Annotated in this window: 14 protein-coding genes; 4 read left to right on the top strand and 10 right to left on the bottom strand. The window is 36.2% G+C overall.

The window, feature by feature from the left end:
* Positions 1-270, bottom strand: a complete 270-nt coding sequence (locus tag BLW28_RS09145) for an FtsB family cell division protein (RefSeq protein ID WP_317042279.1) — start codon at positions 268-270, stop codon at positions 1-3.
* Positions 271-323: 53 nt separating this feature from the next.
* Complete coding sequence (udk, locus tag BLW28_RS09140) at positions 324-944, bottom strand: uridine kinase (protein WP_073218080.1); 621 nt, start codon at positions 942-944, stop codon at positions 324-326.
* 247 nt (positions 945-1,191) lie between these two features.
* Here udk and BLW28_RS09135 point away from each other — a divergent pair, with 247 nt between their 5' ends.
* Entirely contained in the window at positions 1,192-1,815 is a 624-nt protein-coding gene (locus BLW28_RS09135; protein WP_073218249.1) for a WbqC family protein, read from the top strand.
* Position 1,816: 1 nt separating this feature from the next.
* Here the strand turns inward: BLW28_RS09135 and BLW28_RS09130 are convergent, their stop codons facing one another.
* The 7 genes from BLW28_RS09130 to BLW28_RS09100 all read right to left on the bottom strand — a co-directional run bounded on the left by BLW28_RS09130 (position 1,817) and on the right by BLW28_RS09100 (position 8,136).
* Positions 1,817-2,788, bottom strand: a complete 972-nt coding sequence (locus BLW28_RS09130; protein ID WP_234946471.1) for an endonuclease/exonuclease/phosphatase family protein — start codon at positions 2,786-2,788, stop codon at positions 1,817-1,819.
* Between the two features lie 50 nt (positions 2,789-2,838).
* A complete protein-coding gene (locus BLW28_RS09125; protein ID WP_073218085.1) occupies positions 2,839-3,714 on the bottom strand; it encodes a rhomboid family protein in 876 nt (291 codons plus the stop codon).
* 2 nt (positions 3,715-3,716) lie between these two features.
* Positions 3,717-4,457, bottom strand: a complete 741-nt coding sequence (locus BLW28_RS09120; protein ID WP_073218088.1) for a rhomboid family intramembrane serine protease — start codon at positions 4,455-4,457, stop codon at positions 3,717-3,719.
* A 49-nt stretch (positions 4,458-4,506) separates the two neighbouring features.
* Positions 4,507-6,384: a DNA mismatch repair endonuclease MutL gene (mutL, locus tag BLW28_RS09115; protein ID WP_073218091.1), complete on the bottom strand. Its 1,878-nt coding sequence runs from the start codon at positions 6,382-6,384 to the stop codon at positions 4,507-4,509.
* Between the two features lie 5 nt (positions 6,385-6,389).
* Positions 6,390-6,674 (bottom strand): riboflavin synthase subunit beta, encoded by a 285-nt coding sequence (locus BLW28_RS09110; protein ID WP_073218094.1) that lies wholly within the window; start codon positions 6,672-6,674, stop codon positions 6,390-6,392.
* Positions 6,675-6,870: 196 nt separating this feature from the next.
* Positions 6,871-7,368: a 6,7-dimethyl-8-ribityllumazine synthase gene (ribH, locus tag BLW28_RS09105; RefSeq protein ID WP_073218099.1), complete on the bottom strand. Its 498-nt coding sequence runs from the start codon at positions 7,366-7,368 to the stop codon at positions 6,871-6,873.
* Positions 7,369-8,136, bottom strand: coding sequence for a tetratricopeptide repeat protein (locus tag BLW28_RS09100; protein ID WP_073218102.1), 768 nt, complete (start codon positions 8,134-8,136; stop codon positions 7,369-7,371).
* Positions 8,137-8,275: 139 nt separating this feature from the next.
* Between BLW28_RS09100 and recF the strand changes: the two genes are divergently transcribed.
* The 3 genes from recF to BLW28_RS09085 all read left to right on the top strand — a co-directional run bounded on the left by recF (position 8,276) and on the right by BLW28_RS09085 (position 11,106).
* A complete protein-coding gene (gene recF, locus BLW28_RS09095; RefSeq protein WP_073218253.1) occupies positions 8,276-9,373 on the top strand; it encodes a DNA replication/repair protein RecF in 1,098 nt (365 codons plus the stop codon).
* Positions 9,374-9,422: 49 nt separating this feature from the next.
* Positions 9,423-10,196 (top strand): O-methyltransferase, encoded by a 774-nt coding sequence (locus BLW28_RS09090; protein ID WP_073218105.1) that lies wholly within the window; start codon positions 9,423-9,425, stop codon positions 10,194-10,196.
* 214 nt (positions 10,197-10,410) lie between these two features.
* On the top strand, positions 10,411-11,106 hold the full coding sequence (locus tag BLW28_RS09085; RefSeq protein ID WP_073218108.1) for an ABC transporter ATP-binding protein: 696 nt from the start codon (positions 10,411-10,413) through the stop codon (positions 11,104-11,106).
* Between the two features lie 191 nt (positions 11,107-11,297).
* Here BLW28_RS09085 and BLW28_RS09080 read toward each other — a convergent pair whose 3' ends face one another.
* A complete protein-coding gene (locus tag BLW28_RS09080; RefSeq protein ID WP_073218111.1) occupies positions 11,298-12,227 on the bottom strand; it encodes a T9SS type A sorting domain-containing protein in 930 nt (309 codons plus the stop codon).
* Between the last annotated feature and the right edge of the window lie 156 nt (positions 12,228-12,383).

Here is a 12,383-nt window from a genome sequence, read left to right as displayed (position 1 = left end):
TTACTTTTTTTGCTTGATGCTATCCTCGTGTTCTATAATATAAATATCCTCGTTTTTCTTTTTAAGGTAATATTTTTCACGAGCAAACTTTTCCATTTCTTCCGCATCCTCCATTTTTTCAATAAACGATTTATCTTGGTTTATTTGTTCTTGGTAGAATTCGGTGTTTTCTTTTAACCCTTCAATTTCTTTGTCTAATTCTCTGTGTATAAGATACGAATTAGTGTCAAAAAACAACATCCATACAAAAAACAGGATTAGTATAAGCACGTATTTATTGCTTATAAACCGAAAGAACCTGTTATTTTTTATGTTTGAAAGCTTCACGATTCTATATAGTTCAGTTTCTGGTGAATAATGCTTCGTATCACATCCACGGCAACTGTATTGTATTTATTGGTAGGAATAATAATGTCTGCGTATTCTTTTGTTGGTTCGATAAACTGTTGGTGCATTGGTTTTAGCGTATTCTTGTAACGCGTTAAAACTTCGTCCAGATCTCGTCCGCGCGTAGCTATATCACGTTTTAATCTACGAATTAACCTTTCATCGCTATCTGCATGAACAAATATTTTAATATCGAACATGCGACGAATCTCTGGATTGGTCAAAATTAAAATCCCTTCCACGATAATCACTTTTTTTGGATAAGTGGTTATTGTTTCGCCAGTTCGGTTGTGTTCTATAAAGGAATATACGGGCTGTTCAAAGGAATTTCCCATTCTCAATTCCTTTAAATGAGAGACCAATAAATCGAAATCAATCGCTTGCGGATGGTCAAAATTAATCTTTGTGCGCTCGTCAAGCGTCAGATGGCTGGTGTCGTGGTAATAGGAGTCTTGAGAAATCACACAAACTTCATCAGGTGGAAGTTCAGATATAATTTGCTCAACCACAGTAGTTTTTCCACTCCCGGTACCGCCGGTAATGCCAATTATAAGCATAGAATAAAAGTTTGTACAAATGTAGGAAAAAGGTTTCAAGTTTTCGGTTGAAGTTTGGGGGTTGGGGCAAGAATTGTACTTTGATGTTTTGTTCCTCGGTAGCGGGCTACAATTTTCACAAAAGGATCCAGTGGTTTTCACGCAAAGACACAAAGGCATTATAAATTCCCTTGCTTCGATTTTGATTTCGATTTTGACTTCGATTTCTACTGGTTTTCTTATTACTTTTGAAGTCACTAAAATCACAATGAAAACAATTTTACTACATCCCTCCTATTTTCCCTCTATTGAACAGATGGCAGCCGTGGTGCAGGCCGATGATGTTGTTTGGGAAGTGGAAGACAACTATCAGAAGCAAACGTATAGAAACAGAGCTTATATAGCGCACAGCAACGGAATTCTCTTGTTGAACATACCTGTTAAACACAACAAAAACGGTAACCGACAAAAGTGTAAAGAGGTAATTGTTGAAAATGATTTTCCGTGGCAAGAACAGCATTGGAAAAGTTTGTTGAGCGCCTATCGTACTTCTCCATTTTTTGAATTTTATGAAGACGATATTGAGCATCTTTTTACAGACCCGGTCGACAACCTAATGACGCACAATCTAAATGTTTTTGAAACCTTAGCGGGTCTTATTGGAATTGAAGTTAAGACTTCGAAAACAGTTGAATTTCAAATAGACCCTCCTATACTTGATTTCAGGCATTTAGTAAATTCAAAAAAGAAAACTAGTTTTAAAACTGAACCATACACGCAAGTTTTGGAGGCAAATCACGGATTTTTACCCAACCTTTCCGTTTTGGATTTGTTGTTTAATGAAGGCCCAAACACATTGGAATATTTAGAAAGACAAACTATTGTATTTTAAACTACCAGCCTAAAGTGGCACGGATGGCATAATGATCGGAAAATGTATTTTTTAAAGTTTTAAAAGAAGCTACTTCCAGTTCGTCGGAAACAAAAATATAATCTATTCGCAACGGAAATTTATCAAATAGAAATGTAGTACCCAATCCGTTACCTCTTTCGCGGAACGCGTCTTTCATTGTTCCTCTCATTTTTCGATAACTGTATGAAAACGGCGTGTTGTTAAAATCACCGCAAATAATTACTGGGTTTTTCGTTTTTTGTTTATGATTTTGAATGGCATCTATTTGATATTGCTGCTTTTTAAATGCTTGAGCAAACTTTCTTCGGAGTCTGGTGTTGTCAAGATCTTGTAAAAAGGCGACCTCTGGCAAAATTCCAATAGACTGCAAGTGAACGCTATAAACACGCAATGTATCCTTATCCTTTACTATATCTGCATAAATAGTATTGTTTCCGGTATTTTTAAAGTCGAAAGCGCCTTTGTTAATTAAAGGGTATTTTGAGAAAATAGCGTTTCCGAGCTTTGTTTTTGAAGTCTTAAAATGCTCGTAACGATACGGATAGTCAGAGAAATCAACGTTATTGGGATGATAATATTCTTGAATACAAATTACATCGGGGTTTTCTGTTTCGAAATATGTCTTCATCGTATTCACAACATCACCAGAAGGTTTTTTTTCATAATTATTAAAAAGCCTGACGTTATAGGACATCACCGTTAAACTGTTATTATACGCAACAGTATCCTCTTCTGATGAAAACTTATAAAAGGCATTGAAATAAAAGTAGGAAATTACAACAAAAGTTGCCGAAATAAAAAACCTACGTCGCAATTGGAAAGCCCAATATAGCGCAAAAAGAATATTAAGTATAATTAATAATGGAACGAGTAAACTTAGCAGTGCAATGGTTGGAAACCGACTTGGAGGAAGATATGGGATAACAAAGGACAACAAAAGTAAAAAGGCCATAATTAGGTTGACCCAATAAACAATTGTATTGAAAAATTTTCCCATATTCTTTAATCCTCTCTTCCTGCTTTAAACAGGAAGTCTTTTTCAGCCTTCGTCAAGCTTTCATAACCGCTTTTACTTATTTTATCTAAAATAGCATCTACTTTTTCCTGATAATCAGATTTTTGATTTTTAGCTCGTGGGGGTTTTGGAGTCGATTTTTGATTTCGATGAACTTTCCGAAATGGTTTTTTCGATTTTGGTTTAAACAAGTTCGTAACCCAATCAATTAAATTTTCAAACCATTTTCCAATATCATTCCCCTTTGCCAGTTGCACAGCATACACGTATCCAAAAACACCACCGCCAACGTGGGCAAGCAATCCTCCCGCATTTCCGGAAGATGGAATTCGAACCAAATCTAAAACAAAAAGGAACAATGCAATATGCCAAAGTTTAATAGTGAATGTAAAAAGTCTGAATTGAGTGTTTGGTGTATAAGTTGCTATAAACGCCATAACAGCTGTTACTGCTCCCGAAGCACCAATTAAATATCCTCGTTGTTGCTCAAAAACCGGAAATAAATTATATGAAATCACAAACAACAATCCACCAAAAAGAGCGCCTAGTATATATACTGTAAGCAAGCGTTTTCCTGTGAAAAGGTTTAAGACAAATTGTCCAAACCAGTACAACCAAATCATATTAAACAGAATATGAAAGAAGTCAAAATGAAGAAATCCGTACGAAATTAATGTCCATGGTTGAAGCAGAATCGTACCTAAGTCATCACTAAGCACAAACCATCGTGCAAAATAACTCGGAGTCATCCCAAAAATGAACGATCCTAAACTTACTGTCAAATACACAATGGCATTGACAACAATAAGTTTGACCAAGACACTGGCCGTTTTAAATTGATATGTTAAGTTGGCTGTATTCATAGTTAATTCCAACGGTGATTATCAAAACTGTTTTTTTTCCAATAGTAAGCTATAATGAATCCAAAGAGTGCGCCGCCAAGATGGGCAAAATGAGCTATACCAGTTGCAGCTCCAGTAACTCCAAGATATAAATCAATTAATATTAAGGCAGGAATAAAATATTTTGCTTTAATAGGAATAGGTAGAAAAATCAGCATCAATTCAACATTCGGAAACATAATTCCAAAAGCTACCAAAACTCCATAAATTGCACCTGAGGCACCAACTGCTGGCACATTCCATGCCGAAAATGATCTTCTTAAAAGATCGGTATCTACTCCAGGTATTTCCCTATAAGAACCAGGGCTTAGAGTATTGTGAAACAAGCTCCAAACATCAGAATTAGAATAACCTAAGGATTCAATAGCATTAAAGCCGGAATGAACAAAATAATAATTCACTAAGGTATATATCAGAACCGAGCCGAGTCCTGCAGAGAAGTATAAAAATAAAAATTTATTTCGTCCCCAATTAATTTCTAACGGAGAGCCAAAAGCCCATAAAGCGTACATATTAAAAAGAATATGCATTAGGCCACCGTGCATAAACATAGATGTTAATGGTTGCCAAAATTGAAAATTTGGGTTTTCAAAATAATACAATGCAAAAAGACGTTCTGAAACTTCGCCTGTGGTTAGTGTCCCGACGAAAAACAGTACGTTAATAACTATTAAAACCTTAATGGTTTCGCTTATTCTTCCCATAATTATTTCCCGCAAAGGCGGAAATCTATTTCATCCCAAAGGGATTGTTCTACATAAATTTTTTATCAATCTCTCCGAGATTAATTATAGTAAAAACCGGTTTATTGCCAGGGCTTACGGTAGGCTCCTTACAAGCGAACAATTGATTAATTAAATGCTCTTGCTCTTCACTATTAAGTGAAACTCCTGTTTTGATGGCCATACTAGCTGCCATTGATTTGGCTAACATATCATTTTGGCTAAATCCGCTATCGGGCAAATCTTCTTTAATGTTATAGACTAATTGCTGTAACAAATTTACAACAAGACTTTCCACTATCATCACAGGAATACCGCTAATCTCAATGTTTTCTCCTTTTAATTCAGAAAAAACAAAGCCGGTATGCTCTAATTGTTCACGGATTTTTGCAATAATCTCCACATCAGATTTTGAAAAGTTTAATTGAAGTGGAAATAGCAATTGCTGACTAACAGCTTCTTTAACGGTAATATTCTTTAGAAGTTCTTCGTAAAGAATACGTTGATGTGCCAAATTTTGATGAATTACCATCAACCCTGTTTTTAACGGACTTACAACGTATTTATTCTGAAGTTGAAATGTAACTTGCCCCGTTTCAGACTTATCATTTTCAAAAAGATTACCTGTAACTTCCTCACTTTCAAATTCAATTTGATGTATTGAAACAGGATCTGAAGTTTCCGTAGTTTCAATTTCATCATGTAGTCCCACATAAAGCGATTCCCACGAAGGATTGGCGCCTACACTAGATGTTCGCGCTCTTTCAAACGGGAAATTTATATTTCCTTGCTTTGGCTTCTCTTTAAATGGATTAAAATCCCTATCAACTTCAATAGATGGGGCTTTCGGGCTCTTTTTTCCGTATTCATACGGAGTATCGAAGCCTTTATCCCTTTCAAAATCGAGAACCGGTGCGATGTTAAACTGACCTAAACTATGCTTTACAGTTGCCCGAAGCATAGCATAAATAGCATGCTCATCGTCAAACTTGATTTCTGTTTTCGTAGGATGAATGTTGATGTCTATTGAGTGTGGATCAACATCCAAAAAAAGAAAATATCCAGGATGAACTCCGTTTTTCATTAATCCTTCATAAGCTGAAGCGACGGCATGATGTAGGTATGAACTGCGTATAAAGCGGTCGTTTACAAAGAAAAACTGCTCTCCTCTACTTTTTTTTCCATACTCAGGCTTCAATACGAAACCGTTTATTTTTAAAATTTCTGTTTCCTCATTAACAGGAACTAATTTCTCATTGGTCTTGCTTCCGAAGATATTTACAATGCGCTGCCTTGAATTTGAAGCAGGAAGGTTAAAAACATCACTTCCGTTGTGTATCATTTGAAAAGCAACACTTGGATGCGCTAATGCCACACGATGAAACTCATCAATAATATGGCGTGTTTCCACTGTATTGCTCTTTAGGAAGTTTCGTCGTGCTGGAATATTATAAAACAGATTCTTTACAGCAATCGTAGTTCCTTTTGGTACAACAGCCGGATCTTGTGAAATAACTTTACTACCTTCAATAGTAAGATGAGTTCCAATATCATTACCTTCGGTTTTAGTTTTCAATTCTACGTGGGCAATTGCTGCAATAGAAGCTAAAGCCTCACCACGAAAGCCTTTGGTATGAAGGTTAAAGAGATCTTCAGCCGATTTGATTTTGGAGGTGGCGTGCCGTTCAAAGCTTAGTCTGGCATCTGTTACACTCATTCCAACCCCATCATCGGTAACTTGAACTAGGGTTTTTCCTGCGTCTTTAACAACGAGTGTTATACTTGTTGCTTTGGCGTCAATGGCATTTTCAAGTAATTCCTTTACCACAGAAGCCGGTCTTTGCACAACCTCTCCTGCCGCAATCTGGTTTGCAACATGATCTGGCAATAACTGGATAATATCTGTCATGAAAATTATTGGTAGAAAATGGATAGGTCGAACCCTATAATTAAAAGGAATACAAACAATAAAACTCCTATTAAAACTAGGAGTCGCAAACGGGTGTTTTTGTCGGAGGTTTCTCTCAATTCGCCCCACGCGGTTTTGAACTTCCCCTTTAAGCTTTGGTTTTCGCCTACAGTAGAACGATACTTATCAAACTTGTGCTCAATTGAAAAAGGGCTTCCATCCCCGTCATGCTCGAAATAGCGTGGTTTGTAATTAAACTTTTTATTTTTTCTTTTACCTAAAAGTCCCATAATTGTCGTGCTTCAAAGATACTTAAAATCCTGTGTTTTGTAAAGTCTTTGTACAGGGATTTGGGCAATTACCATACCACAGTATATAGCATTGGTAGCTGGCAGATTAGGATTGGGGATGGTTATGGTTAATGGATAATGATTAATGTCTAATCAATATTAGAATCATTTAACCCAAAACCACAAAATAAAAACCTTAGAACTTAGATTCTCTCTTAAGCTGTGCCATTTTTATGGCCGCAATTGCAGCTTCTGTGCCTTTATTCCCGTGCTTTCCACCGCTTCTGTCTATGGCTTGTTGAAGGTTGTTGTCGGTAAGTACGCAAAAAATAACAGGTATATTTCCTTGTACGTTTAGGTCTTTAATGCCTTGTGCTACCGCTTCACACACATAATCAAAATGCTTGGTTTCTCCTTGAATTACACTTCCAATAGAGATGATAGCATCGAGCATGTCATAGCTTTCGGCCATACGCTTACAACCGTAGATCAGCTCAAAACTTCCTGGCACATTCCAACGAACAATATTCTCGTTTAATGCACCACAATCTTTAAGTGCATCAAAAGCACCTTGGAACATTCCTTCGGTTATGTCGTGATTCCATTCTGAAACAACAATCCCAAACCGAAAATCTTTCGCATTTGGGATAGTTGTTTTATCGTAGGTCGATAAATTTTTATTTTCGGTAGCCATTTAGTTCTTCATTGCTTCGGCACGGCCGGTGTAGATTTCAGCTTTACTAACTTCAGTAGATTTTGGATAATCTTCTGTAATTTTCCTAAAATGATTCAACGCTTTATCGCTTTGGTTTAAAGCCATTGCTGCAATTCCTGCTTTCAAAAGAAAACGTGGAGTAGTAAAGTCATTATCCCGCATTTTTGCAGCTTCTTCATAATACTTTAAAGCCTCTTCATTTTGGTTCAATTGTACAAAAGCATCGCCAATAGCGCCTTTTGCCAATGGAGCTAAAACTTCATCTTTACTAGTGAATTTATCTAAATGCGCTATCGCTTCTTGATATTTATTAAGGCTTAAATATGCCATACCCGCGTAGTAGTGCGATAAATTGGCAGCATCTGTACCACTGTAGTTTTCGATTATATCTAAGAAACCGTATTTACCTTCGCCTCCTTGAAGTGAAAGATTGTATAACGAATCTTTTGCTGGTGCTGTTAAAGCTTGTTCCCAATAATGCTGTGCTTGAAACATTTCGTTTGTTGCTTCAGCTTCTCTTGGTTTCTGAACGTATTGGTGATACGCAAAATAGCCTAAAACACAAACTGCCACCAATGCAATTACGCCAATGATAGCTTTTTGATTCTTTTCTACCCAAGCCTCAGTTCTTGAAGCTCCTTCATCAAGGCTATTAAATACTTCTGCCGTTGTGCTGTTGTCTTCTATTTCGACTTCTTTTTCAGCCTTGGTTCTCGGTTTGCCCGCGCGTTTTTTGTACGTTGCCATAGTTCTTGGTTAATGTGGCGCAAAATTAAAATTATTAATGGAATTTGAAAGGATAAATATTTCTTATTTTTTGATAATTTGCAAAGTTGAATTTACTTTTTTTTCAAAAAGATTTAAAATTCACAACCCCCTCATAATTATGGTACTACAGAAATTATCGTTACTCAATTATAAAAATTTAGAATCCGAAACATTTGACTTTGATCCGAAAATTAACTGTTTTGTTGGAAATAATGGCGTAGGCAAGACAAATGTACTCGATGCAATCTACCATCTTTCGTTCGGAAAAAGCTATTTTAACCCAATCACCACCCAGAACATTAAACACGGAACAGACTTTTTTGTGGTGGAAGGAATGTATGCAAAGAAAAACACTGCCGAAAAAATTGTTGTAAGCGCAAAAAAGGGTCAAAAAAAAGTTATCAAACGAAATGGTAAAGCCTATGAACGATTTAGCGATCACATTGGTTTTTTGCCACTCGTAATCATTTCACCAGCAGATCGCGACTTAATAATTGAAGGTAGCGACACCCGAAGAAAATTTATAGACGGCGTAATCTCGCAACGCGATTCAGAATATCTTCACAACTTAATAAAATACAACAAAGTTTTAGCGCAACGGAATTCACTTTTAAAATATTTTGTTGCGAACAACACATTTAATCAAGATACTTTAGATATTTATAACGAACAGCTTCACGTTTTTGGCACTTCAATTTTTGGAAAGCGGACAGCTTTTTTGGAAGAATTTTTACCTATTTTTTTAAATCGTTATAAATCAATTAGCAGTGGCAACGAACAAATAAACTTAATATACGAAAGTCAACTTCAAGAAAACGATTTGTTGACATTGCTACAAAATAATGTTGCCAAAGATAGAATGGCACAATACACCAACTTTGGTATACATAAAGACGATTTAATTTTGGAAATTGACGGACACCCTATCAAGAAGTTTGGCTCTCAAGGGCAACAAAAATCATATTTGATTGCTTTAAAACTCGCTCAATTTGACTTTATAAAAACGCATTCAAAAACGAATCCGATTTTGCTATTAGACGATATTTTTGATAAACTGGACGAAACACGCGTTGCACATTTAATTTCGTTAGTTGATGACGAAAATTTTGGGCAAATTTTTATTAGTGACACCCACGCCGAACGCACAGAAGAAGTAATTAAAAAAGTGCGCCAAACGTATAAAATGTTTCCGCTAGGTAATCAGGAAAAAGAGTAACACATATTGAAAGCAATACGAACCATCATTAATAATTATTTTTCAGCTAATGATTCATCAGGCAAAAAGTCTTATTAAATTTCTTAGGCTATCGAAAAACAAACACGGGGTACATTCGCCTTTTGTATATGGCTTAGTGACGAAGTGTTTTAACGATAAAACGAAGTATGCCAATTACCAAGTTTTAAAAACTCACAGAAAAGCCTTAAAAAAAGACAATTCCGTAATCGAAATGAAAGATTTTGGTCAAGGATCACGAATTTTCAAAAAGCCTGTTAGAAAAGTTTCTGCGGTTTTAAAAAATGCAGGAATGAAAAAAGATCGTCAAAAACTCTTGTTTAGAATTGCTGCTTATCTAAAATGTGAAAATATGTTAGAATTGGGCACTTCACTCGGACTGGGAACCACAGCCCTATCCCTTTCAAATCAATTTGCCTACGTTCATACCGTCGAAGCGTGTTCCAATACTGCTAAGGTGGCACAAGAGTATTTCAAAAAGTTCGGCTTAAAAAATATTACGCTTCACAACGAGACTTTTAATGATTTCATCTTAAAAAATTCTTCTGAAACCTTCGATCTCATTTTTATTGATGGCGATCACAATGGCGAACGGACTTTAAACTATTTTAATTCATTGCTCAACAACGTTCACAATGGTTCGGTTATCATTTTTGACGATATTTATTGGAGCAAGGATATGACCGAAGCCTGGGAAAACATAATCGCTAATGAAAAAGTAACTGTGAGTATAGATACCTTCCAATGGGGAATTGTTTTCTTTAGAAAAGAGCAAGCAAAAGAACATTTTATAATTCGCGTATAGCTTTTGTACAATTTTATGAGCCAATAATTTTAATTTTCATTAAACTAAATCCAATGCTTATTCAAGACAACCCTGTTTGGTTTTTAAGCGTATGTGGTTTACAAAACCTGAAAGCTTTCTAAATTCGCAGAAGACTGTAACAGTAGCAGTATATTTGCGTCTTACAGATAATATAAAACATACATCCTTAACAGCTAAGAAATAAAAAAAAGTCATGAGCTTAATAATAAACATCAAAAATATTACTCGTAATTTTCCTATGGGAAATGAAGTTGTTAAGGTTTTAAAGGGAATTGACCTAGAGATTGAACGAGGAGAATATGTTGCGTTAATGGGACCTTCTGGATCTGGGAAATCTACGCTAATGAATCTTTTAGGGTGTTTAGATACACCTACATCGGGTAGTTATGAGCTTAACGGAAAGGACGTGAGCAACATGACCGACGATGATTTGGCGGAAATACGTAATAAAGAAATAGGTTTTGTATTCCAAACGTTCAATCTGCTTCCTCGGACTACTGCCTTGGAGAATGTTGCACTCCCGATGATATATGCCGGAGCTTCAAAGAAAGAGCGTACAGAGCGCGCTAAAGAGGTTTTAACTCAAGTAGGTTTGGCAGATAGAATGGATCATAAACCAAACCAACTTTCAGGAGGTCAACGACAGCGGGTCGCTGTAGGAAGAGCGTTGGTTAACAGCCCCTCTATAATTTTAGCCGATGAGCCCACAGGAAATCTCGATTCAAAAACATCAGTTGAAATTATGAGTCTTTTTAATAAAATTCACGCTGCTGGAAATACAGTGATATTAGTTACCCACGAAGAAGACATAGCCGAAAACGCACATCGTATTATCCGACTAAGGGATGGAATAATAGAAAGTGACACTAAGAAAGAAATTGTTGTTTAAGGCTTTTGATAACTATTAAATTACATCTTAAACCCTGAGAAAACCAGTTGTTCCATCCCTTCACAAGACTTCCTAAACAAGCAATTGCACCAAATTAACAACATCGCTGACAAGTTTTCTTTTGAGCTATAAAAAAGAAAAAGCCCCAATCTTTCGATTGAGGCTTTTTAAGTATTTAGATTAAGCAATAATTATTGCTTAACAACTTTTTGGGTAAGCGTACCAGCAGAAGTTTCTACTTTCAAGATGTAAACACCTTGAGAAAGAGAAGTCATGTTGATAGCGCTGTTGTTGTAGTCTGCGTTTACTTTTTTACCTAATACGTCAAAAAGAACAACAGATGTTACATCTACGTTAGCTGGAGTTTGAATGTTTAATACATCAGAAGTTGGGTTTGGATAAACTGCAACTTGAGACAATGCATTAGAGTTTACGCTCAATGCGTTACACTCACCAGAGATAGTTCTTACGTAATCAGCTGGGTCCATAGGGTCAGTGAATACTGTGCTTCCTGGGTACCAAGCAGCTGTATCAGCATCGTATAAATAACCTTCGTTAGGAGTAGTAATGATTGAAGTTACCTCCCAGTAAACAGAAGCACCACTGTAAGCAAGTACAGCTCCCATCCAGTATACAGTTTCAGCACCAGCAGAACCAACAAACTCAGTTGGAGTAATATCGATTACAACTCTTCTTACGTCGAAACCAAAGTTTTCACCAATTACTTCTTGTGAAGTGATTTCTTGTTGAGTAAAAGAAGCTACCTCGTCACCTGGTCCCATACCTGAGTCAGAGTAAAAGAATACATCAGCTTCATCAACTTCAACACCTGGCTCTGTAAGAACGTTGAAACCAACTTGAGTAACTGTAAATGATTCGCCCATGTTTACAACGAAATCATCTGCCCAAATAGATGCTGGATCATTTGCAGGTCCCCATCCATTTTCAAAGTCGTTACTTGGGATATCAAAATCACAAGGAGCTAAATTGTTAGTTTGGTTACCGTAATTTACAGTTTGTGCATTAGGGTCTCCCATTTCCTTTGCAGTAGAAACATTGCTTTGAGCAAAACCTACCGAGCAAACCAATGCTAAGGACAATAATGAAGTAATTTTTTTCATAATATAAAGTTTTAAGTTATTAATGAACTACAAACATAAACAACAATATTAAAAAAACCTAATGCTTTTCTATTGTTGATTTCTCCTTAACGTTAACACTGGCGCGTGTTTCTCAAATTCATAAGAAAAAAAACTAAGAAGTGTTTAAACAAAAGC

Origin of the sequence: Aequorivita viscosa (assembly GCF_900106795.1) — a bacterium.
In the GTDB taxonomy this organism is placed as follows: domain Bacteria; phylum Bacteroidota; class Bacteroidia; order Flavobacteriales; family Flavobacteriaceae; genus Aequorivita; species Aequorivita viscosa.
Note: the sequence above shows the minus strand (reverse complement) of the source record. Positions and strands in the feature narration are given on the sequence as shown.